This window comes from Haladaptatus sp. HS23 (assembly GCF_056892285.1).
Map to the genome: position 1 here is coordinate 239,233 of NZ_JBXGLH010000006.1, position 21,333 is coordinate 260,565.

The 21,333-nt window shown below is 49.4% G+C and carries 17 protein-coding genes and 4 pseudogenes; 8 read left to right on the forward strand and 13 right to left on the reverse strand.

Going from position 1 to position 21,333, the window contains the following annotated elements:
* Nucleotides 1-704 precede the first annotated feature (704 nt).
* Nucleotides 705-1,052 (forward strand): DUF7344 domain-containing protein, encoded by a 348-nt coding sequence (locus AC1XDK_RS17580; protein ID WP_483351267.1) that lies wholly within the window; start codon nucleotides 705-707, stop codon nucleotides 1,050-1,052.
* Nucleotides 1,053-1,116: 64 nt separating this feature from the next.
* On the opposite strand, the gene ddfA is transcribed toward AC1XDK_RS17580, so the two are convergent.
* Together ddfA and AC1XDK_RS17590 are read right to left on the reverse strand one after the other, a co-directional pair.
* A complete protein-coding gene (gene ddfA, locus AC1XDK_RS17585; protein ID WP_483351268.1) occupies nucleotides 1,117-1,446 on the reverse strand; it encodes a DdfA family disk-determining factor in 330 nt (109 codons plus the stop codon).
* Nucleotides 1,447-1,977: 531 nt separating this feature from the next.
* Nucleotides 1,978-3,438 carry an amidase gene (locus AC1XDK_RS17590; RefSeq protein ID WP_483351269.1) on the reverse strand — a complete coding sequence of 487 codons (1,461 nt, stop codon included), beginning with the start codon at nucleotides 3,436-3,438 and terminating at the stop codon, nucleotides 1,978-1,980.
* A 658-nt stretch (nucleotides 3,439-4,096) separates the two neighbouring features.
* Here AC1XDK_RS17590 and AC1XDK_RS17595 point away from each other — a divergent pair.
* Nucleotides 4,097-4,648 carry a nicotinamide-nucleotide adenylyltransferase gene (locus AC1XDK_RS17595; protein WP_483351270.1) on the forward strand — a complete coding sequence of 184 codons (552 nt, stop codon included), beginning with the start codon at nucleotides 4,097-4,099 and terminating at the stop codon, nucleotides 4,646-4,648.
* 44 nt (nucleotides 4,649-4,692) lie between these two features.
* Here AC1XDK_RS17595 and tbsP read toward each other — a convergent pair whose 3' ends face one another.
* The 3 genes from tbsP to AC1XDK_RS17610 all read right to left on the reverse strand — a co-directional run bounded on the left by tbsP (nucleotide 4,693) and on the right by AC1XDK_RS17610 (nucleotide 7,159).
* Complete coding sequence (tbsP, locus tag AC1XDK_RS17600; protein WP_483351271.1) at nucleotides 4,693-5,496, reverse strand: transcriptional regulator TbsP; 804 nt, start codon at nucleotides 5,494-5,496, stop codon at nucleotides 4,693-4,695.
* 817 nt (nucleotides 5,497-6,313) lie between these two features.
* The gene (locus AC1XDK_RS17605; protein ID WP_483351272.1) at nucleotides 6,314-6,487 is read right to left on the reverse strand and encodes a hypothetical protein; all 174 of its coding nucleotides are present in this window, start codon (nucleotides 6,485-6,487) and stop codon (nucleotides 6,314-6,316) included.
* 408 nt (nucleotides 6,488-6,895) lie between these two features.
* Nucleotides 6,896-7,159 (reverse strand): HalOD1 output domain-containing protein, encoded by a 264-nt coding sequence (locus tag AC1XDK_RS17610; protein ID WP_483351273.1) that lies wholly within the window; start codon nucleotides 7,157-7,159, stop codon nucleotides 6,896-6,898.
* Nucleotides 7,160-7,814: 655 nt separating this feature from the next.
* Between AC1XDK_RS17610 and sugE the strand changes: the two genes are divergently transcribed.
* Nucleotides 7,815-8,135, forward strand: a complete 321-nt coding sequence (gene sugE / locus AC1XDK_RS17615) for a quaternary ammonium compound efflux SMR transporter SugE (RefSeq protein WP_483351274.1) — start codon at nucleotides 7,815-7,817, stop codon at nucleotides 8,133-8,135.
* Nucleotides 8,136-8,140: 5 nt separating this feature from the next.
* Here the strand turns inward: sugE and AC1XDK_RS17620 are convergent, their stop codons facing one another.
* The 3 genes and pseudogenes from AC1XDK_RS17620 to AC1XDK_RS17630 all read right to left on the reverse strand — a co-directional run.
* Nucleotides 8,141-8,950 carry a TrmB family transcriptional regulator gene (locus AC1XDK_RS17620; protein ID WP_483351275.1) on the reverse strand — a complete coding sequence of 270 codons (810 nt, stop codon included), beginning with the start codon at nucleotides 8,948-8,950 and terminating at the stop codon, nucleotides 8,141-8,143.
* Nucleotides 8,951-9,317: 367 nt separating this feature from the next.
* Entirely contained in the window at nucleotides 9,318-10,166 is an 849-nt protein-coding gene (locus AC1XDK_RS17625) for a bile acid:sodium symporter family protein (RefSeq protein WP_483351276.1), read from the reverse strand.
* A 365-nt stretch (nucleotides 10,167-10,531) separates the two neighbouring features.
* Nucleotides 10,532-11,113 (reverse strand): annotated as a pseudogene (locus AC1XDK_RS17630) (HAD-IC family P-type ATPase); the annotation flags it as partial.
* 178 nt (nucleotides 11,114-11,291) lie between these two features.
* Between AC1XDK_RS17630 and AC1XDK_RS17635 the strand changes: the two are divergent.
* The 3 genes and pseudogenes from AC1XDK_RS17635 to AC1XDK_RS17645 form a co-directional block, all read left to right on the forward strand.
* Nucleotides 11,292-11,585, forward strand: coding sequence for a HalOD1 output domain-containing protein (locus tag AC1XDK_RS17635; protein WP_483351277.1), 294 nt, complete (start codon nucleotides 11,292-11,294; stop codon nucleotides 11,583-11,585).
* 630 nt (nucleotides 11,586-12,215) lie between these two features.
* On the forward strand, nucleotides 12,216-13,004 hold the full coding sequence (pheA, locus tag AC1XDK_RS17640; RefSeq protein ID WP_483351278.1) for a prephenate dehydratase: 789 nt from the start codon (nucleotides 12,216-12,218) through the stop codon (nucleotides 13,002-13,004).
* A gap of 28 nt (nucleotides 13,005-13,032) precedes the next feature.
* Nucleotides 13,033-13,255: pseudogene (locus AC1XDK_RS17645) on the forward strand (IS200/IS605 family transposon protein TnpB); the annotation flags it as partial.
* On the opposite strand, the gene AC1XDK_RS17650 reads toward AC1XDK_RS17645, so the two are convergent.
* From AC1XDK_RS17650 to AC1XDK_RS17660, 3 genes are all read right to left on the reverse strand, one after another.
* Entirely contained in the window at nucleotides 13,209-14,672 is a 1,464-nt protein-coding gene (locus tag AC1XDK_RS17650; RefSeq protein ID WP_483351279.1) for a TIGR00341 family protein, read from the reverse strand. The pseudogene AC1XDK_RS17645 and the gene AC1XDK_RS17650 sit on opposite strands and share 47 nt — an antisense overlap.
* Before the next feature lie 101 nt (nucleotides 14,673-14,773).
* Nucleotides 14,774-15,781 (reverse strand): formylglycine-generating enzyme family protein, encoded by a 1,008-nt coding sequence (locus tag AC1XDK_RS17655; RefSeq protein WP_483351280.1) that lies wholly within the window; start codon nucleotides 15,779-15,781, stop codon nucleotides 14,774-14,776.
* A gap of 18 nt (nucleotides 15,782-15,799) precedes the next feature.
* Nucleotides 15,800-17,419 carry a sulfatase family protein gene (locus AC1XDK_RS17660; protein ID WP_483351281.1) on the reverse strand — a complete coding sequence of 540 codons (1,620 nt, stop codon included), beginning with the start codon at nucleotides 17,417-17,419 and terminating at the stop codon, nucleotides 15,800-15,802.
* A gap of 347 nt (nucleotides 17,420-17,766) precedes the next feature.
* Here AC1XDK_RS17660 and tnpA point away from each other — a divergent pair.
* Nucleotides 17,767-18,064, forward strand: a pseudogene (gene tnpA / locus AC1XDK_RS17665) (IS200/IS605 family transposase); the annotation flags it as partial.
* Nucleotides 18,065-18,132: 68 nt separating this feature from the next.
* Here tnpA and AC1XDK_RS17670 read toward each other — a convergent pair.
* Complete coding sequence (locus AC1XDK_RS17670; protein WP_483351282.1) at nucleotides 18,133-19,212, reverse strand: pyridoxal-phosphate dependent enzyme; 1,080 nt, start codon at nucleotides 19,210-19,212, stop codon at nucleotides 18,133-18,135.
* Between the two features lie 1,228 nt (nucleotides 19,213-20,440).
* Nucleotides 20,441-20,697, reverse strand: a pseudogene (locus AC1XDK_RS17675) (IS1595 family transposase); the annotation flags it as partial.
* Between the two features lie 370 nt (nucleotides 20,698-21,067).
* On the opposite strand from AC1XDK_RS17675, the gene AC1XDK_RS17680 reads away from it, so the two are divergent.
* A complete protein-coding gene (locus tag AC1XDK_RS17680; RefSeq protein ID WP_483351367.1) occupies nucleotides 21,068-21,178 on the forward strand; it encodes a DUF8156 family protein in 111 nt (36 codons plus the stop codon).
* The last annotated feature ends 155 nt before the right edge of the window (nucleotides 21,179-21,333 follow it).

The following is a 21,333-nucleotide window of genomic DNA, read 5'->3' on the forward strand; positions in this document are numbered from 1 at the left end:
AATAAGCTAAATACTACTGGGAGACGCCTTCTCCTTCCATAATCACTCTCACTCTTACAGACAGCCCCATTGGCTCACTTCCAGTGACAGTCCTGCTGCTGGTTCTCGGAAAACAGCCTGTTGGTCTAACTCGCCCACTTCACAAGAATATGCACCGATAGCGCCATCGCCCTGATGGCGCTAGATCTGCTGTCCGCGCTGTCTACGGGTCGTTGGGATGATAACGGTGGTTGGTCCGTCGCGGATCCATCTGAATCCGTGCAGCCCCGTCTCACTGCTCCTGATGTGGCGCTTGCGATGGGCGATCTGGACCCACCGCGCCCTGATGTGTGGGCGACAAACTTCCTCACTGACTCTCATTGACTCCCGCGAACGTGTTTAGTCCCCTCATTCGTTCGTTTTTCGGTTGTACAGGCGCTAATACGGGTCATAATAGTATGCTAACCTTGACGTTTTTATTTCTGGACTGGTTGGCGATTGTTACGGTATATTATAGCGAACTGTCTGTCTATGCTCCGTAGGTTTGAATCAACGTTGATTTAATTCATCACTAATAGTATCATAACATTTAAGTATTATGCTACCGCTTTCTCTGTGAACAAATAGCACAGACCGCCTCCGGATAATTTGCTGATTTCGTCTACGCCCTCCCGGAGTGTCGTATTGCAGCGACCACGCGCGCCCCACAACCGAACCCACTACCCATGAGTGTACCACCGAATTCCGACAACTCATTGACTCCAGAGCTCTCGCTCAGTACCGCCAGTAAATTGCTCACAAAACCTACCCGGCGGGCTGTCATCCAGCATTTCAGTGCCAGAGAGACGCCAACAGCCGAGTTCTCCGAATTGGTTGACTACGTCCACGAAAAAGTTGAGACTGTCACAAGCCCTGAACAAGCACGGATCACGCTTGTCCATATGCACCTGCCGAAACTCGCCGAGCATGAGGTCATTGACTATGATGAGCGCAGTGAGACCATTCGCTATCGCGATGGAAACCACCTCGAACACCTCCTCGAAATTATTGACTCGTACGATTCCCCAAGCTAACTGATCTCTTGCCTGAGCTATCGACAATAGAAGTGAGAGCAGTCACTTTTGCTTTCACGCCCGGTTAGTCGTCAATTTCAGAGTCGGACTGGTACACCGTGATTTGCCCAGCGGTATCGGCTCTTACCGAATATGCATCGTACTCAAATTGGAGATATGCGTTTGTGTGGCGCTGGACTCCACTAGCTTTCGGTCCGAAGAGTGCATCGAGTGCTTCGGGATCAACAACCTTCGAGAGGAGCGGGAGGTCGGTGGGCTCGACGTCATTGAGTGTCGCAACCACTCTGATCACTGTTTCACTAACGCTGTCCGTTGTCGGATCAAATTTTGTCTGGTAGACAATTGTATCGTTCTGTTCATCCTCATCGTCGGACGGCGGTGTGCGCTCGGTCATGACATTGGACGAGAAGATTTGACTTTAGAACGTACCCTACATGCGGCATAAGAACCGGTCGACCGGTGTCTGATCGGTTTGGTTCCGTTGCTTGGAAACAGATACACAGTGTGTCTTTCCCCCTATGTCATCTATTAGCATGCCATTTATATAATATTGTGGTTGGGAACTAAGTATAAAATTGTAATTTGTTGTTAATTCTCTCTCATTTCAGCGATCACTGCCCGCCTCCAAAATCTATCGGAGGTGAAAGACGTAATGTGGAGCGCTGCCTCCGTGTGAGATTGTGGGTTGTCGTAGATATGCCGTCTGTGTACGTGTCTAGGTCAGAGTGTCCCCGATGACGGTGGTCTTTGTGGTTCGTTCTGCCGTCTCGCTGAGCAGTTCTATATCTGACAAGGCACGAAACCTTCGAACTGCTCGCTTAGATTGGCTTAAGTATACAATGCTGGTGGGCCGATTGTGAGAAAGAGCTGAACCGAAGTACGGGAAAACAGTACGTCAGGACGGCTTTAGTACTCTTCCGAGAGGCTAACGGGGAGGATACGCATTAGCCCACGGATTAACTCGTTCAAACCCGGCACTTGCTGAGAAGACACGTTCATCTTGGTACCGAGGTCCAATAATTTGTAGCCCCACAGGCAGCTCATTCTGAGTAAATCCGGCAGGGATAGAGGCGTTCGGTGTGGCCGTAAAATTGAATGGCCAAGTCAAAAACCACCCGAGGGCACTAGGCATTTCTCTACCGTTTATTTCTGGAGGTCCGGAAACGTAGTCTGTAGAGGGTGGCTCTATTGAAAGTGTAGGAGTAACGAGTAAATCATACTCATCAAACAGATTATGTATGGTGCGATAGAATGCTGTGATACTTCCTTGGTGAGCACCAAGTTCGAGAGCACTTATTTCCTTACCTTCTTCTATCTTCTCAGTGACTGAATTGGGTAAATTTTCGGGTTCATCACCGTACATATCGATCCCATGCATCCCTTTGACTGCTTCGTTGATCCCTGCCATCGTGACGCTCCAGTGATCCATAAAAGCGTCCCACAGTTCGTCGAATGTTTGTTCAATACCAATTTCTACCTCTTCGACATTAGCATCCAATGTTTCAAAAGCATCTAAAGAGTCCTCGACGGTCGATTGAACAACCGGATCAACAGGGAAGAGATCGTCCAGATTGGGGCTATAAGCAATATCAAGTCCTGCGATAGGTTGTTTTGTAGCTTCGATGTAATCGACCCCATCATCCGGGAGACCGTATGGGTCCATTGGATGGGGCCCGGTCATCACATCAAGCATAACTGCGGCGTCTGATACCGACCGAGAGAGTGTCCCTATCTGGAAGAATGGGGGAGCAACGAACATATTCGGTCGATGAATGTGCGGGACACGGGTAAAAGAGGGACAATATCCAAAAACACTACAAGCAGCTGCGGGGATACGACACGATCCTCCTGCATCGGATCCCGTTGCAATTGGTACCATCCCGTCAGCGACGGCTGCTGCACTCCCTCCGGATGACCCCCCCGATGTCCGCTCAAGGTCAAACGGTGTTGGCGTTTCGCCAATCAGGAGGTTGTCTGTCTGTCCTTTGTGACCAAACTCCGGTGTATTCGTTTTGCCTACGATGATCGCCCCTGCATCCTTGAGGCGCTGAACCCCAATTGCTGTCTCTTCGGCAACGACATTTTCGAGCGGTTTAGCGCCCTGAGTGTGAAGGTTTCCTTCGATCGCCCCGAGCAAATCCTTGACTGCTATCGGCACGCCATGGAGCGGGCCTAGATTTGCCTCGGTTTGGACGGCTCGTTCTGCTTCTTTGGCTTCCTCCCGTGCTTCTTCTGTGAGGAAAGTAATGAACGCATTGAGGTCCTCATTTCGATTTTCGATACGTTCTATGTGAGCATCAACGAGATCAACCGGCGAAAGGTCGCCGCGCTTAATCTGTGAGGCCATTTCGGTTGCTGACAGGTAACACAGGTTAGTGTTACTCATGTACACTTTCTATTCTACGTATATGTTATATAAAACTTGGGCAGTTTTGAACAGCCGTATTAAGTCAAGAGCGTAGTGGTCAATGTTGGGACGCTCTATGGCCGAAATAGATCGCCTCAACGAACCTACTAAAAGCATCAACTTGGGGTTTGTAGAGCGCAAGCAATCGCCCTGTTTCGCGATTCAACTGGGTATTCAGCTCCATTTTGCCGACCTATAAATTGACTCTTTTGAAACTGATCGTCTCGAAGGAAGTGGAGTGGAGCGAGGGGTGGATCAAGGTGATGGCGCCAGATCCGGTGATGTCAAAGCATCCTCGCTACATGTTATCATACATCACAGATTGTTAAATGCTTTGTGGCACAGTTAAAACCAGCGAAATTCCCAGAAACTGAATCAGAGTTCCCTCTCCAGTAACATGAAACACCTGACATTAATGAAAGCAATATAAGCGTGGTCCTGAATGCAGCTAGTGAACACAAATAGTTCGAAATTGAAAAGGAGAGCTAAGACTGAATCCCGCTTTAAGGATAATCAATCAAGCAGCTGTACGTTGTCATCTACGACATTCTACTGATGAGGAATCCCAAGACAGCTGCCGAGCCACTCAACAACCTGTAACGGGGTCTTTTTGTCCCATCCTTCGAACAGTCGAATAATGCGGGGACTGCTGATTGGCCGATTTCAGCCATTTCACAATGGTCACCTATCTCTCATTGAGCAAGTAGCTGCGGACGTTGATGAGATGATTATTGGAATTGGTAGTGCGGAGAAATCACATTCTGTTCGAAACCCATTCACCGGTGGTGAGCGGCTCCAAATGATCTCAGACGTTGTCTCGTCATTTGAGATTCAGATTTATCCGATTCCGGTGGTTGACATCAATCGGAGTTCAGTGTGGGTCCAGCATGTCATAAGCATGTGTCCATACTTCGGTGTTGTCTACAGCAACAATCCACACGTGAAACGTCTCTTTAGCGAACATGGATTCGAGGTACGTAGCACACCGCTCTATGTGAGAGAAAAGTTCCGGGGCGCCGAAGTTCGACGGCGCATGATTGCGAACCAAGACTGGTCGATGCTCGTTCCAGAGTCTGTTCGAACAGTGATTGATGACATCGAGGGTGTACAACGATTACAGCGGATCAGTGCCTATGCGAACCCACCTGAAAAGGAATGTATTGTGACTACAGCTGAATCATCACGATAATCATCCAGTCCTCAATCGGTTCTAGGATGGCTTTTCACACACGTCTATGCTGTCATCTGATCTGCAAGCATATCAACATCCTCCAGGTCGTCAGGGACTAAGAGTAACCGGAGTCGTGGCCGACCAACATCAATCGGCACTTTCTCTGTCTCGATAAGCCCACGATCCTCGAGTTGCGTTTTGCTCCGTGAGAAGGTTGCTTTACTTGCGAGCCCAACATCCTCACCCCACTTACTGATGTCGTACAGCAGCACCTCGTTGTTTGCACCAACTAATAAGGCAATGGCTACTTCATCGAGATTATGGTTCTCACCAGGTATCGTATCAGCCGAGTCAACAACCATCATAAAGTTGTCTTCGACATCTTCACCGAATTTTTCATTCAGCGTTTCTCGAACACGCGAGAGTGGTGGTGTTCGGAGAGTGAACGCTTCCCCCTCTTCCCAGTCGTCCACAAACGCCGACCGCACGTTCTCAACTAATTCGTCGTCTGCCGAGCGCATCCCCGTCAATTCACCATCCAATGTAACGATCGTTAGGACTTCATCATCACTGACGAGCAACGAACTTCGAGCGATGTCAGTCGTCGTTCGCAATTCGAGTGAGTCTTGCTCGATCAGATCTGCCACCTGGCTCGCGAGGATGAAATCATCTACTGACGCTTTGAGTACGTCTGGAGTGGCAAGTACCTGGAGATCTGGTAGCTCACCCATAGATGATGCAGTCAGCATCAGCGTCTCGAAGACATCTGGTGCGGGATTGACGATGAGTACCGAGTCTGCGTTTTCAAAATAGGAGTCGATCATGTCAGCGAATTCTTGATCTAGAACGGTAGCATCTGGGGACATACATTTTCTCACGAGCTGCACGTGCATTGTTCTACATGCGTTACTGCTTGAAGGGTATACCTAAAGATAGAGGATGGAAAGGAGTAACTCGATGAACCTTGATTGAGTGAATCTTCTAATCTAATATATAGTTAAAACGATAGAGGGGCCGAGAGAACTAATTGATGGGGTAGATCTCATTGATTAGCTCGCAAATCTCGACAAATTTCGCGGGGATAACGTGGTGACAGAGACGAAGTTCAAAACGAAGAAAACAGCACTTTTTGAATTTGATTCGTCCGAGAATCACCGAGTTACCTTTCGATCAGATCGATAGTTTGTTGGTTTGGAAAGCACTCAGAACAGGGATCGTATCTACTTGCGTTTAACTCATCTTCGGTCATTTGCTGTTCTGTGGCGGCTTTTCGTACTTTCGATGATCGAAGCAGTATACAATTTCCATCTGGTTTGTGGTACAGAACTCCGGTAGTAACGACTTTCATTAATTGCTCTACTCCTCCGTTCCTCCGTCTGCGTGAAACAGCGCTAGTTCTTGCTTTCCTTGTGGATGGTCAACAACTGTGTCGTGTTTGGTGTACCTACGTCTCCGGTTGTTGCCTGTGGGAAAACTTGCCTGGACTATGATTTCAGCACTACACTCCCGCCATACAGCCTCCTCATTTTGATGGATGGATCGATACTGTATCATAGGATACACCACTGAAGCGATGATAATAAAACTATATTCGAAAGAAGGATGCACTCACGACTGGGTTAAATCCGTCTGCTCCCCGTTTAGTTTGGGCCTGCCACGGGTTTGGAATGGGTAATTACTGGGTTACTCGAGTCTCACCAGACTGAGTTCATAATATACCACGCCCACTGTTGCACTACTAATGGCGAGCGCAGTCACGGAGGAGCGGCCAGCAAGCTGTATCGTCGCGAAGATAGCTTGGCCGAAAACAACTGCTCCCAGTGCAGCAGTCTCCTCGTGAGAGAGGTTTTGGACCATTGATCTATCTCCTTGTTCTACGTTGTTACTTCATCTCTGCACGGATAAACAACTAACGCTTCAAGAACATTTGTTGTTTGTGATCACCACCTACGCAGAGACTAACACTCTTCTCCAATTGCTATTCCCAACCCTTACCTACTGTCTTTAAACGTAGCCACCTAATGACTCACCTTTCGAGAAATCAAATTATGATATTGTCATCATTAAGTCAACAGCAAGTCTAGTTAGTTGAGAATGTCCTCTGAAGTACTGAAATACTGGTCTTTCCCGAGTTCGCTAAAATTCTAGTGAGGGAATAATGTGGCTACACTTGCCTCCACAGCTTCCCAAGCATTTCAATCGAATTGATAAACGGGGAAAATTCACATCAAGGTGGCACTGATTTATTGATTGCCAATCGAGAGTCTACATGTTTAGTTCAGATACGAGAATGGTTCGGTCATACTGAATTGTGACCTGGTAGCCGATGTATTGGAATTGAACCCGTTGGTCGCCATGTTCATAGAGCGCCTCAAGTGCCTCTGGATCGACGGCCTCATATAGTGGCGTGACTGGTTTGCCCCCGTTTATCTCTTCAATTGCACTGATAATTGCTGTGACAATTGACTCTGATGGTTTTGGTGATCTACGTATCACGGTAAATGGCCGCGAATTAGATGGACTGCTCATTGCTGTTGTGAACGGGTGACGGTCGAATAAATTTTAGGGTTCTAACAAATTTACACGGTCAGAAATCACGAATGCGAAAGCAAAAGCGTCCACACTGATCCACTTGTTCTCGTGCCGAATAGATTTTAATAAAAATCATGGATGCACGACGTACCGTACTCTCTGATCGCTTCAATTCTCTGTTTTATCATACCAATTTTCGGTTCGAACGGCTACATTCGACGCGAACCATAGAAATATCAGGCAATAAAATAAACTGAGTCACTGTCGAACACGTACCCGATAGCCTGTGGAAAGTGTTCGACAAAACGTGGACGTACATCTACGCCTAGCGATTCGATTGCCTTACCAGCGTCCACGTTTTTACTAGTGCGTCCCGATATGACCGACATTTAAATCAAGCGAAAGTGGCGGATTGAATCGTACCAATTACGTCTGTTACTGTGCGAGTTCAGAAGTCGAGCGAGAGGGTTCTGACTGTGGGCTCACTAATAGCAGTCTACACCATTACCTGAACACCGACTGTAATCACATGGCGATTGTCGAGAATACGATTGCTGAGGGCATAATTGTTATTCTGGATTTCTCAATAAACACACAACAAGATGCGATAAAATTGACAATGATTATTCTTTCTTCTCCCTGATTTTCAGCCATGTCATGGACGTATCTCCTCATCGCTGCCGTCTTTGAGGTTGGCTGGGCGGTTGGTCTTGAATACACTGAAGGGTTCACTCGCCCCGTCCCCAGCGTATTGACTGTTATAGCGATGGTTATCAGTATGGGACTACTCGCACAAGCGGTCAAAACACTTCCAATCGGAACAGCCTATGCTGTCTGGACTGGCATTGGAGCAGTTGGGACTGCTATCGCTGGAATTCTCCTTTTCGGAGAACCACGAAATGTGTCTCGATTTTTGTTCGCCGGGTTCATCATCGCTGGTGTTGCCGGGTTAAAACTCACTGGGGGTCACTGACCGGTTCAGCTACTCTCAAGACTGGAGGCAGCCTGCCACCGAGGTTGCCATTGATTCTGGACGAACTGGACGATGTTCTCATTGGTCACTTGGACTGTCCCAAGGATTGAATTTTGGTCAAATGGATTCGCGACGTATACACAGATATTTTTCTCATCAACAACATCGTAGGTGTTGTAGAGCGTGGCTGTCGTTCGAAGCTCAAAGCTCTCGTAGACATCAAGAAGCTGGTTGAGTTCTGTAACGAGTGAGTCGGGCATTTCCGTAACAAGCCGGTCTGTAAATAGGAATCGAACGCTCACACCACGATCAAGCGTATCGGTAAGGCGACCGATCGTTTGTGTATATACTTTCTTGAAGCCGAAGAGTCCGCCAGCGGTCGTAGTTGCGGTAATTACAAGATTGTTGGTAGCGGCATCTAATCGATCGGCCAATAACTCTGCAATTTCGTCCTGACCAACCATCGCAGGCCAGAAACGGCCTTCCACCGGAGCAATGGTTTCCAACTCGGCGAGAACTTCCGCTGCGACCGTTTCGTATTGTGTTTGTTGTCGGTGAAGATCACGGCGACGTGCCGTGAGCAAGCGGTCGACAGTGCGGTCAGGTTCGACAGCAACGTATGTTCGTGGGTGGCGGTCTGGTTGCCGACGGATAACGTTCTGTGACTCAAGACTGGAAAGAACATTGTAGATACGACCCATCGGGACATCACTTGCCTCTGAGACTTCTTCTGCGGTACCAGATCTGAGCGTCAACAGCCCTCGATATGCTTTTTCCTCATAACTTGAGAGTCCGAGATCACGAAGTGAAGTCATATCCGGTTCTCGATTCTACGATGTGATAAACTCTGATACTACGCCGTAGGGCCGGATTTTGATATCGCCGTATAATTTATCAACAGTTGGGTGGCTGATTCTGGCAGATAGAGCGTTTCTATCGGCGGAATACACTGGAAGTAGTAGTGTCTGGGTCCTGGTATTCTTAGACGGTCCATCAAGAACATTCCGTGGTAACATTCACATCAGCGAGTACAGTCCTTCCGACGAGCTTTCGCCACTAGGTGGGTACCCGAGATAGGTTTGCCATACGAAACAAACAGGGTTCGGCTTTCGCGTCGTCTTCTCTCTTTACCCGACGTGTGTTCCCAATTAATCGTGATTTGGTACTTTCGTTCAAGATTCGTCACTCGTCCGCACGCCGTCTCCACTCGGCAGCGATTAATCCGGAAATACCGACACCGATAAATGAGAATGCTATAATCATCGTGAGAACATTCGGATCGGAAAAGCTAGCTGCTGCGATGAATAATGCAATGGCAGCGTTTCTCGCAGCAGTTGTGGTCGCGAGAACCTCTCGTTTATCCTGTATTGGACCTCCAAGAGCGTATCCAAGCAGTAACGCACCCACGACAATGACAATTGAGACGAACAGCGTTCCAGTCCCAATAAGTTGAACCATCTTGTCGAAGTAAACAGCTGCCAAGAGGCCGATTAACAGAAGAAACGTGTAGTTCGAAAGTCGCTGTATGGGCGGATGTAAACGGGTAGCAATGGGGACATAACGAACTTTAAGTCCGAGTCCAACGATTAACGGCAGAAGCTGGACAACGAGAACCATCTGGGCGATTCCCAGCGGATCTGTAGCTACATCGCCAGGCATGAGAAGCGCTACTGTTATCGGTATCGTCGCAACGGAAATAATACCCAAAACAGCCATAAGACCACTGGCGAACGCAATGTCGCTGTTTGATATCTCGGCGAGTTTTGGCCCAAACGGGGCTCCTGGTGCCATGGCAATTAGGAGGATTCCGACCCTATATCCCGTTTCCATTGGGATGGCAAAGATAAGAACATACGCCAAAAGCGGAACAAATACGAGGTTTACTAGGAGGGATCTCACCATTAGTCGTCGCAGCCTGAGTGATGATAGAATCTGATGAACGGTCAACTCAAGCCCCATTGAGAACATTGTTGAGAGCACAAAAATAGTTGTGACGAACTCAACGACTGCGTCAACTGTGACTTCCACCATCCGTTTACCACCAATTTCGACAACTAGTCACAAATAGCTACTCGCTCTGGTATAGCACGTTACTGGTTCCAAATCTTTCTCTAATAGCGTGTTTGAGCACTCTCTATTCTTATTTGTGCTGATAGTAACAGACGCAAGACATCGAGACGTAGCAAATACACGATTTCGACTGTCGATTCACATCTACGAGGACAGAGAGAAGAACAACTCCTATTCCTCCACGATTCTCCTTCGACACTGCGTCCCGTCATTCCAGTGACTCTTGGGTTAATTTCTTCTATGAGGGCCCACATATGAACGTCTCCTTTACTTCGTCGATAGACCGGGTGCAACTCGCTCTACCCACCAAATTCGATTGATTTTGTTCATCCTGATTGGGGTTCTCTCGGCGATGAGAGCGGCGATAGATCGGGGAGTGACAGATCCACACGCCGAAGCAATTGTGCGTTGATCGCGACAATCACTGTACTGAGCGACATCAAGAGCGCACCGACAGCCGGTGACAGTAGAATCCCGATCGGAGCGAGCACACCAGCAGCCAGTGGAATCGCGACCACGTTGTAGCCAGCCGCCCAGACGATATTCTCCTGCATCTTCCGGAAACTCGCTTTGCTTAGTTTCACGAGTCGAACCACATCCATCGGATTGTTCTGGACGAGGATGACATCCGCCGATTGGACGGCAACATCGGTGCCGCTGCCGATGGCGATACCGACATCGGCTCGCGCCAGCGCTGGCGCGTCGTTCACGCCGTCACCCACCATTCCGACGAGTTTTCCTTGTTCCTGGAGTTCCTGGACTTTCTTGTCCTTTTCTTCGGGGAGCACTTCAGCGAACACCGTATCGATACCCAGTTCGTCGGCCACTGCAGTCGCCACGCCTTCGCTATCACCAGTCAGCATCGCCACCTCAATACCAAGGTCATAGAGTGCGTCGACGACTTGGTAGTCAATATATCGACATCTCCCTGTCGTCACGCCTCCGGCGGGGCCAGCAAGCACTGCTACGTAATACCCTGGCTCAGGAATCATCTATATAAATCCCGAATTGGGTGAACCCGTGATGACTCAGACGTCGCTCTCTAAGCAATAGATGATGACGGAATGTGAAACTGACAGAGGAGATATGGCTGACGGGGAGTACACCTACCGCGCAACGGAGGGCCAATCCTTGTCCGAGGCAGTGATTCATGCGGTAGCGGATTTTACGAACCGCAAGACGATTGCAGCAAACGCTAACAGATTAGAGGAGGTACTTGACTCGCTCTACGAGACGATAGACCCGGATGCCTTAAATTCGCTATTTCAGACATCAAGAGATGAGGCACCACTAACAGGGAGTGTTGAGTTTTGGTACTCTGGGTGTGAGGTAACCGTCCAAAGCTCCGGATTAGTCATAGTTACGAAACAAGAATTCTAGTGGTAAGTGCGGGCTCATCGAGGGGGCAAGAGAGCTAACCGACGTCGTTTCTTTTGACTCTCGCCCAGCCATCGGCAGAAGCTCCGAGATGGCAGTCGACGGTGGCACGTGGGCAGTCAGCGGTGAGGTAGAACTCACTACGAAATGAACCAACGGACAGATTGTGCTCCACATCGCGGCGAGTACTGAATCCGTCAGCAAGTACCCCTTATGCAGGTGATCGCCGAAGAGTCGAAGAGTGAGGGATCGATCTCGACGCTCTCGAAAATTCCGAGAACATCCCTGGCCACTGCTGTTAAATGACACATCTGACTGCGTAATCACTGCCAGCTCAATAAATCCGAAGACGACACCGAACAACTCACTCATGCCGAACGCCTCCTAGGGGAGGAACACCTTGGCAAAGCCGATTGTCAGGAGCGAAATTAGTTTTGAGAGAATCGACGCAGTTCCACTGGGGACAATCTGTTGGCCGACGTTCAACAGGACGTTATGTGCATACTAGTCAAATCGAATTTGCATGTGTCAGATCATTCTATCCGTCAATCAATTCTAAGATAGCGAATTGATGGAGTGGGCGTGATCCCAAGAACATATTTGCGTCTACAGTCTTGGATTGAGTAGACCACAATGGAAGTCGCACTTCTCGGTCCCGAAGGGACTTATACCCAGCAAGCAGCAGATGAATATTTTTCCGACTACGACTACACACCAATCTTCTATTCGACGATCACGGATATCTTTGACTCAAACATCGAGACCGCAATCATCCCCTTCGAAAACTCCCTCGGCGGCGGCGTCGAAGGAATGATCGACCTACTTTGGGAGCGAGACATGACAATCACAGGGGAGCAGATCCTCGACATTAACCACTGTCTGCTCTCTAGAGAGAGTAACCTCAAGGCGATCGAACGAGTTCGATCTCACCCACAGGCACTTACCCAGTGTGAATCGCTCATTCAAGAACATGACTGGGTGACTGTTGAAGCACCCTCAACTGCGAAAGCAGCTAACGAGGTCGGACCAAACGAGGCCGCGCTCGCATCGGCGCTTGCTGGAACCATTCACAATCTAAACGTTCTCGGGGAAGGCGTCCAGGACACGAAATCGAACGCTACCCGATTCTTGATCCTGAACGGACCGATGAACAAAGAGGTTGACAAGACGTCACTCACACTTGACCCAAGTGAAGATCGTCCAGGCCTGCTCCACAGCATTCTCGGCTGTTTCAGTGGGCATGAAATTAACCTCTCATACATTCAATCGCGGCCAACGAAACGCGAACTCGGCGACTATTACTTCTACATCGAGGCGGAAACTGATCAGGAGAGCGAGGCGTTCGAGAAGGCTCATCAGTGTCTAGAGACGTACGCTACAGTGGATGTCTTAGGTTCGTATCGAAGTGCGAATCATCTATAGCAGATTGGAGGCCCGTTTCTCCTCGTAGACGTTTTGTTACGAAGATACACTAACATGTCTATATGGTTTTGAGGAAGACGCCGCCCTCGCAGCGTTGGAGACATTCTTTCGGGAAACAGCGATACGGGAGTCAAGCTGATGACACAGCCCGTGCGATTCGAGCGAGATGACCACAACTGGTCGGAGAAACCACACCCTCACATCCTATAGAAGTGCGCATGAATCCCGAAGTTGCCTCCGTGGGTCAGTAGCCGAACCCCCAACAGAGGAATCCTCACGCTTGAGCGCGGAGAGGTTGTCAAAAACCGGTGATGTTCGCGATGAACGCGACGGGGTAGTTTGGTCAGCGTCGACGAACCGAACTTCGACGGTTACGTCGTGTCCAGTGCGCTGGGTAAGCCGGCGATCAAGTGTCGTGGCAAACGTAGGGTAATTTGCTTCGGGAGGTTTGTCGACCTTCACTACTACTTGGATCGGTTCACCAGCGGTAAGACCAGCTTCATCGAAGGCGATCGTCGTCTGACTCGACCCGACTGTAAAATCCAATAGTGCAAGGTTACGATAGGGTTGTTCGTTGAGCAGGTCGTGAACTTCGTCTTCGACCTGTTGTTCGAACTGCGTAGACTGGTATGAAAGATATGTAACTCCTCCAAGAAACACCGAGAGTATGACGAGAGCCAAGGCGAGTATACGAATCCGTTGCTTCATGGTGGCTCGAACCGCTTCCCAGGTGAGAGGATCGCGTGGTCGGTACCCGATAATCCAAAGAACAATTAATGCGGCGAGGCTGATTGAGAGGACATTTACGAGCGCAAGTACCCCAGAGCCAAGGCTTACCAGTGGTTGTCTCCACGCAAGACCAATTCCAACGGTAGCGGCCGGCGGAATGAGCGCGACTGCAATCATCACGCCCACGAGTGCTGCACCAGCGCCAGTCGTGAGACTGATTGCACCAGCAACACCCGCACCGAGCGCGGCCGCAAGCGAGAGAAAGTCCGGCGCCAGCCGACTGCGAATTTCAGGGATTTGTGTGATAGCGGTTCCTGGTGGCACTAACCCGACGTATCGGGCAACCGCTGCGAATGCTGCTGCACTCACGATCGCAAGCCCTAGCCCGAGAATCTGCAATCTAACACCGCGAGTGGTCAGTGCACTATTATCAGTAACCGTGCCCACAGCAGCAGCCATCGCAGGACCGATCAGCGGGGCAATCACCATCGATCCAACTACCACGGCAGCCGAATTTTGAAGGAGACCAACAACAGCAATAACAGCGCTAATGACAGTCATCGCCACGTACGACCAGCCCTCGGAACGTTCGGGAGCAAGGTCTTCAGCCGCTGTCTGGAGTTCCTCACGTACGATTACACTGAGACGTTCAATCCGGTCAGTGTCTCGCATGCTGGACCGATCAAGTCGATGTGAAACAACAGTTTGGGCGTCAAGCACGACAGTCCACGCGTCATCACTAACGTCGACATCGCGGAGACAGTCAAGTGTTGATTCGACAGCATCCCGAGGAAGTGGGAATGAAACCATGGCATCGTAGTCACTTTCGCCTGATTCGTCAGTGATGGCGTAATCGATATTCTCCTCGTCGAGTAGCCTGAGGACGTCGGTGTGCTTTTTGTTGGGATGGATACATGTACGAATCGCATAGATACTCATTCGAGTATGAGACATATACGGTTCTTGGCTGACGCAATGGTCCCCACAATCGAGGCGTTCGACGTTGTTGACTCGATAAACTCGCGACGAGCCTCAAAGGATCACTCTGGTGTCGCGTCAATGACACACCGGAATCCGATATTCGTTGTCGAGCTATCGGGAGTGTTTTTCGAGCGAGCTGCAACCCGGTAGCGATTACACCACGACTGGTGACACAGATGTGAGCCACCTCGCATCACCCGCTGATGGCCGGTATCTGGCCCAGTTGGGTTCTCCGAATCATAGGAATCGGTAGTGTGATAGTTGGAATTGAACCAGTCGGCACACCACTCCCAGACATTACCCGAAATATTATACAAGCCATAGCCATTTGGTTCGTATGCATTTACGGGTGCAGTCCGGTGATAGCCGTCAACACCGGTATTGAGCTCGGGGAATTCTCCCTGCCAGATATTACAGCGGTGCTCGCCATCAGGCGTAAGATCGTCACCCCACGGGTAGTGCTTATCTTCGAGTCCACCACGAGCGGCGTACTCCCACTCGGCCTCCGTCGGCAGGCGCTTTCCCGCCCACTTCGCATACGCCTGTGCGTCGTTCCACGAAACGTGTGTTACAGGGTGTTTGAGGAGATTTTGGTCGTCAAGTATGCTCGAACTTGGTCCGTACGGTCGTAACCAGGTAGCGCCCTCGACAGCAACCCACCAGGGCGCCGTGGCGACGTTTTGCATGGTGTGTTTGCGATCTTCGTTGGCAATGAAGTCTTCAAAGACAAACGACCAACCGTAGCGCTCGGCGTCGGTCGTATAACCTGTCTCGCGGACAAACTTGAGGAAGTGGACGTTCGTCACAGCATACTTGTCGACGTACAAAGGATCAAGAGTCACTTCGCGTGACGGCCCTTCACCGTCTTGTGGGAATCCCACATCAGAGTCGGTTCCCATCGTGAACGTCCCTCCCTCTAGCCGAACCATCGACGACGTTCGGTCGTCATCTGGCGTTGCGGGCACTGTTGACAAGCGCGCTTTGGTAGCACTGTTATCCTTGTGTCCCCCAGACAGCGTCTCCTCCTCATCAGAGGGTGGGCAGCAGGCAGGATTGTCTTGAGCCATGGATGAATTTCTGAGATTTTATAACTCCTCGGCTTGTTCGTGATAATCATCATATATCAATTCCGGATATCGACAAATTACGTGCGGATTGTAAATCGCTGAATCAGCGTCGATAACTCGTCCATCCGGGAAATGATACTGATTTGGATCGCCTTGTGATGTTCCCAGTTTATACTCGTCTAGAAGTTCGGAGTCCTCTTCGCGGATTGTATCGACTTCATCAAAGTCGAGCGTTTTATCCACTACCGACTGGAGATGGTCAAAGATCTCGTCGTCTCTTGCATCAGAGTCATTTACGAGATTCCGCGTTTCCAGAGGATCACTGCTCAAATCGAATAACAATTCTGGAGCATCTCTAAATCTCACATATTTGTAAGACCCATCTCGAACCATTCGATATTCATAGCGTTTCTTGCTTTCGACGGTTTCTTTTTCACGCTCTGTTTCCTCCTCGTTCGATTTTGCTTCGTCACCAAAGAAAAAGCCATCTACGAAAATCGGTCGAGACTCCGGTTCAGATTCAGTTCGTACACTTGAAGAGAGATCAGCTCCGTCCAAATCAGGTGGCACGTCAATATCTCCGAACCCACAAAATGTTGGGTAGAGATCAATTAGACTAACTGGTGTGTCGAAATTTGTTGCATCCTGTTCTCCAGACCGGTGTTCTGGGAGCTGGATTAACAGCGGCACTTTACACGACGCTTCATGCCACGTCATTTTGTCCCAGAGGCCATGTTCCCCGGCTAATTCGCCATGATCACTTGTGTAAACGACGATCGTGTCATCAAGAAATCCATCTCGTTCGAGTTCATGAAGAAATCCATTGAGGATCTCATCGATATAATCAACACATGCAAAATAAGCAGCTCTTGCTCGAAGCATTTCCTCTTCAGTGATGTCTCTTGACTTCGTGAATTCGGCCATACTGAGTGTAGCCGGATGATCGTACGTAGCTGAATTTTCCACAACTTTTGGATGCGAGATGTTATCCGGCCAATATCGCTCAAAATGCCGACGAGGTGCCGTACGAGGCCAATGTGGCCGACTGAACGATGCACAAAGGAACCATGGTTGATCTGGATTCTGGTGACGATGCTCACGTAAAAATGAAAGTGACTCCTGGACAATATTCTGCTCCTGAAGAAGGCTCTCTGGAATGTTTGTGACTCCAACATCGGTGAGGAGGGCTTTCCAATCTGTTGGAGCTCCTTTGAGTGGATTTGGCGGTTCACCCTGGTGTCCCATGAATCCGGTGAGGTCGCCATAGGGACGGTGATCGAATCCAACAAACTGGCGGGTTCCACCCAAATGCATTTTCCCCATTAGGCAGGTATTGTATCCCCCGTCAGACAGCGTTCCAGGGAGTGTCGGGAGATCGGGCGGAAGCACTGCCCAATTGGACCACGCCCCTGCTCGAATCTGTTCTCTCCCAGTCAGGATGCTAAGTCGAGAGGGCGTGCATAGCGGTGTGGCGCAGTATGCATTGTTGAATCTCGTAGATGATTCTGCAAGTCGATCAAGTGCTGGTGTGTGAACGGATTCTGACTCACCGCCTTCGCTCGCATCTTGGACACCAAGATGTCGGAAACTATGTTGATCGCTCATCACGAAGAGGATGTTCGGTTGGCTCTCTGTCATGCAGGGAATGACGGCTGAAAAGTGTTTATACGTATTCCTCAGGTGCAACGGTGGTGAGGTAAGATTGAAGAATAGGACGGAAGTATTTCATGCACCCATAGTTAAAATCACCAAGCTCAGTCGTTGTAGTGAGCATAACAAGTTTGGTTGGGCACTGTCAACTTAGCAGAAAGTATACAGGAAGCTGAAAGAACTGGCACCGGTCGCCAAGCAGACGAGATACATGCTAGGGCTCAAAACCCATCTATTCCATGCAGGTGACGATGTTCTCGACGGTAGTCACGCTCGATCAGGTCCGCGAACTCGTTGATGACGTTCCGAATGCAGGGAATTGTCTTCGACAGGTCGAACTCACAGAAATGTTGCACGAGACCGCAAAACGGCTTGGTCACGAGCTATTCTCCCTCGAAATTGCCCCGGACCACGTTCACTTGTTCGTGCAAGTGGACCCGTCCTCCAGTCATTCGGAAGTCGCCAAGCAATTCAAGCGGCCCTCAGGAAAGACGATACTGAAAGACATCCGGAGCTGAAAGAGGCGTATCTGTGGGGAGTGGTCCGTGGAAAGATGGCTACGACGTCGGAACGACGGGAGTTGTTTCGGCTGACGTAGTACAGCGGTATATGGACGAAACCCAAAACACATGAACGAACGAATCAACGTACGTGATTCGCCCACAGGTCACCTGACCCGTGGAACTCTCGCTGTATTTTCTTTAGATTTTCAAGCCATGCCCAGTTAGCGGCATGACGACATCTGCATTTGGCTCAAGAACTCCCCGATCACGGTATTCATTAAGTGCCGCCGGAGCGATCGCCGAAGTTGGTTCCACGTAAAATCCGTTTCCATGAAGTCGATCTAACTCAGTTTGCACTGCATCTTCTGTAATTGCTATTGCATCACCATTCGTCTCGGCGACCGCATCGAGCAGTTGCTGTTTTCGCGTCGGCTCCCGTATCTGAATCCCGTCTGCAACATCATTATCGCTTGTAGGCACAGAATGCAGTTCAGTTGCAATCGGTGCATAGCCTGCCGCTTGTGCACCAAGAAGACGCGGGATCGAATCAGTCCAGCTAGCCTCATATAATGCCTTGAAACCTCGATACACCCCTAGGAACAACGTTCCGTGCCCAAGTGGCATTACGATAGCATCAGGAACGTTCCAGTCACGCTGCAGCGCAACTTCATACGCAAACGTCGCAGTTCCTGCGAAGAATGCTGGACTCCATGAATGGCTTGCATACCACGCATCACCAGACTCAACAGTATCAATACATGCGTCAGTTACGGCTTGACGACCCCCTTTAATTCGAACTGGGGTGGCACCCGCACGTTCAATTGCCCGAAGTTTGGCCGTTTTAACCGATGCTGGAACAAAGATTTCGGCATCCAGCCCAGCCTGAGCGGCATACGTTGCAATTGCGGCCCCAGCATTGCCGGAGGAGTCTTCAACGACTCGATTTGCACCACACATAATCGCGTGACTGAGCGTGGTGGTTGCACCTCGGTCTTTAAAGCTTCCTGTCGGCGAGATATATTCGAGTTTGTATTGGGCATCCCACGTTGGTGCGGTCACAAGTGGAGTCATCCCTTCACCAAGGGTTGGTCCTTGCTCAACGGGAAGGAACATCTCGAACGACCAAAGTCCATCTCGAGTATCAAACTGACCGGGATCTGGACGCGAGGACGTCGGGAGCGATTGGTCAATAAAGTCGAGGACGCCACCGCACTGACATCGCCACTGATCGGTAAATGTCTGACCACATGAAGAACAGACAAGTTCCGTGCTGGTCATAATTTCTTCTTAGCTTTCGATATCGAAAGCGCCACCGATTTCCGGTACGTAGAAACATCCCTCCATCTCTCGTCTGGTTTTGGACATCATACTCGTTGAGAATAGCGACAAACCTCAATTAACTACGTTGGGCACGATTTAAGAGACAATTAATCCCCAAGAGATCTATTATGAACTGTCATAAATTGATTCGAGAGTACCGTGGTAGGTACGCTTTCGATTACTAGGTAGCAGAAAATAACTTCATACTGGGTAGAAAACGTGTTTGGATTGTGAGTGAGTGTAGACATCTCTCGAATCACCTAATTGTCTCCCTCATCAACGATTGTTCGACGTCGTGGACGTGAAAAAGCCGATAGAGCAGCTGTTGGCGGCAATAGCTTACAAAAATGGTGCAATGCAGGCTGAGTTAGCTCAGTGGTGCGGCGTTGAGCGGAAAACAATTTACCGAAAGCAGTGGCATTACGCCCCCAAGAGATTAGAAACAAAGGGAGTGCGTGTTCTATCACAGGATACCGCACCCCCAGTGATTAACGGAGTATGTTTTAATAGTTGCAACAAAGAAATTCGCAAGTGAAGACCACGAGAACTCACTTATAGGAACAACAGCCAATAGTGATTATTGTACTGTTCCAGAAGATGCATACCTAAGAAGGAACGTTCTGTGAAGACCGAATAGTATGAGTAGAATTAGGCACATAAAATGGATATGGCCTGTACTTTTTGGTTTTACAATGGGTACTAGTATGACTATTTTCTATATGGGGTGGGAAATCCGAGAATCCGCTCCGGTTATCGCATGGACGATGATGAGTGTGTCGTTCTTTTCCGCGTTTATCATCGGATTATTTCTTTGGAAAAAGACAACAAACCGCAGTTTTTAATATTGGAATTGGAATGATGGCCACCCATTAAACCAATACTACCGCAATCTCATCTGGAATTCGTGAGTTATGAAATTAACAAGAAATCGTACAACAGTGGTTCTACCAGGATTTCCCTCAGTTACTGTCCCGCTTAATGATCCAGTTCTAATTTGGATATTACGATAGGTGCATTTTGGTTGCGCTATTTTTGGTGAACAGTTTGAACTTCCTGAGATTATCTCTGTGTTGATCGTTGGGGTACTTACTGGACCCACGCCTTGGTCTTCTCAACTGGAGCAAAACGATCGTGCTGCTCGGCACGGTTGGAGTTCTCTACGCTCATGTTCAGCAAATTGTTGATTTCAGAGCGTCACTTTGACAGCGTGTTTGAGTGCGTCTCGACCAGGTTTGCGGAAGAGTTCGCGGCGTAGCTGAAAGGCGCGGAGATACTGTGTTAACTTGTCTTTCGAGATGTCCCGATGTGGCTCACACAGGTGTTCACGTGGACGTTTCCATCCACATATTTCCCGTCACCGTGGACGACATCCCCGCGGCTGAACTCATCGTTGTCCCCAAGTGGATCATATGCCCGAAATCCGTCGGTGTAGACCGTGAGTGAAGTATTGCTCGACATTGCAAAGGTTTGGTATCCGTTTTTGCTCCGCTGTCTCGCTATCCGCATCACTAGCCAGCCATTAGTAGTTCTTCGCTCGAGATTGGGTGTGTCCACAACTGCTTAGGGCCAAATGAGGCAGTGACGGATGCCGATTGTCGTATCGAATAGGGAGCACTCTGCGTTTGTTTCAGGGGTGCCGCCTTGCTCAACACTCCAGTATTTCCTATGCTTTTCTTCGTATCATATCCCACACCTTTCTGTTCTTGACCTCCCTTTTCGTTATTATCGTTGCTCACTGTTGGGGATTTTAAGCGTGTCGTGAGTTAGTATACTCTACTAACTTCTGTATACCCACTTTGGCTTTGGCAGGCGACTGTTTACAGCGGTTTCGAGCGAGGGGTTCACGACGGGATGGGACGAGTATCGCCAAGCACTTCGATCGACTGACCAAGCAGTCTTTGATCGACTCTTCGAGTACGCCTAGTTGCATACCGATCCCAGCACGGTTTCGAAGAGGCGGGAGGACTACACGCAATCGACACGGAGTGTGGCAGCACTGGAGCGGGCGGCTGATTTGGGATTGGCTAGTGCGCCTGGTCAGAGCGTGTCGTATGTGGTGGTGGTTGATTCGAAAAAATT

What these genes read in the sequence shown, in the direction of transcription:
- AC1XDK_RS17580 (WP_483351267.1), top strand. Translation starts at nt 705, where the DNA reads ATGAGTGTACCACCGAATTCCGACAACTCATTGACTCCAGAGCTCTCG.
- ddfA (WP_483351268.1), bottom strand. Translation starts at nt 1,446, where the DNA reads ATGACCGAGCGCACACCGCCGTCCGACGATGAGGATGAACAGAACGAT.
- AC1XDK_RS17590 (WP_483351269.1), bottom strand. Translation starts at nt 3,438, where the DNA reads ATGAGTAACACTAACCTGTGTTACCTGTCAGCAACCGAAATGGCCTCA.
- AC1XDK_RS17595 (WP_483351270.1), top strand. Translation starts at nt 4,097, where the DNA reads ATGCGGGGACTGCTGATTGGCCGATTTCAGCCATTTCACAATGGTCAC.
- tbsP (WP_483351271.1), bottom strand. Translation starts at nt 5,496, where the DNA reads ATGTCCCCAGATGCTACCGTTCTAGATCAAGAATTCGCTGACATGATC.
- AC1XDK_RS17605 (WP_483351272.1), bottom strand. Translation starts at nt 6,487, where the DNA reads ATGGTCCAAAACCTCTCTCACGAGGAGACTGCTGCACTGGGAGCAGTT.
- AC1XDK_RS17610 (WP_483351273.1), bottom strand. Translation starts at nt 7,159, where the DNA reads ATGAGCAGTCCATCTAATTCGCGGCCATTTACCGTGATACGTAGATCA.
- sugE (WP_483351274.1), top strand. Translation starts at nt 7,815, where the DNA reads ATGTCATGGACGTATCTCCTCATCGCTGCCGTCTTTGAGGTTGGCTGG.
- AC1XDK_RS17620 (WP_483351275.1), bottom strand. Translation starts at nt 8,950, where the DNA reads ATGACTTCACTTCGTGATCTCGGACTCTCAAGTTATGAGGAAAAAGCA.
- AC1XDK_RS17625 (WP_483351276.1), bottom strand. Translation starts at nt 10,166, where the DNA reads ATGGTGGAAGTCACAGTTGACGCAGTCGTTGAGTTCGTCACAACTATT.
- AC1XDK_RS17635 (WP_483351277.1), top strand. Translation starts at nt 11,292, where the DNA reads ATGGCTGACGGGGAGTACACCTACCGCGCAACGGAGGGCCAATCCTTG.
- pheA (WP_483351278.1), top strand. Translation starts at nt 12,216, where the DNA reads ATGGAAGTCGCACTTCTCGGTCCCGAAGGGACTTATACCCAGCAAGCA.
- AC1XDK_RS17650 (WP_483351279.1), bottom strand. Translation starts at nt 14,672, where the DNA reads ATGAGTATCTATGCGATTCGTACATGTATCCATCCCAACAAAAAGCAC.
- AC1XDK_RS17655 (WP_483351280.1), bottom strand. Translation starts at nt 15,781, where the DNA reads ATGGCTCAAGACAATCCTGCCTGCTGCCCACCCTCTGATGAGGAGGAG.
- AC1XDK_RS17660 (WP_483351281.1), bottom strand. Translation starts at nt 17,419, where the DNA reads ATGACAGAGAGCCAACCGAACATCCTCTTCGTGATGAGCGATCAACAT.
- AC1XDK_RS17670 (WP_483351282.1), bottom strand. Translation starts at nt 19,212, where the DNA reads ATGACCAGCACGGAACTTGTCTGTTCTTCATGTGGTCAGACATTTACC.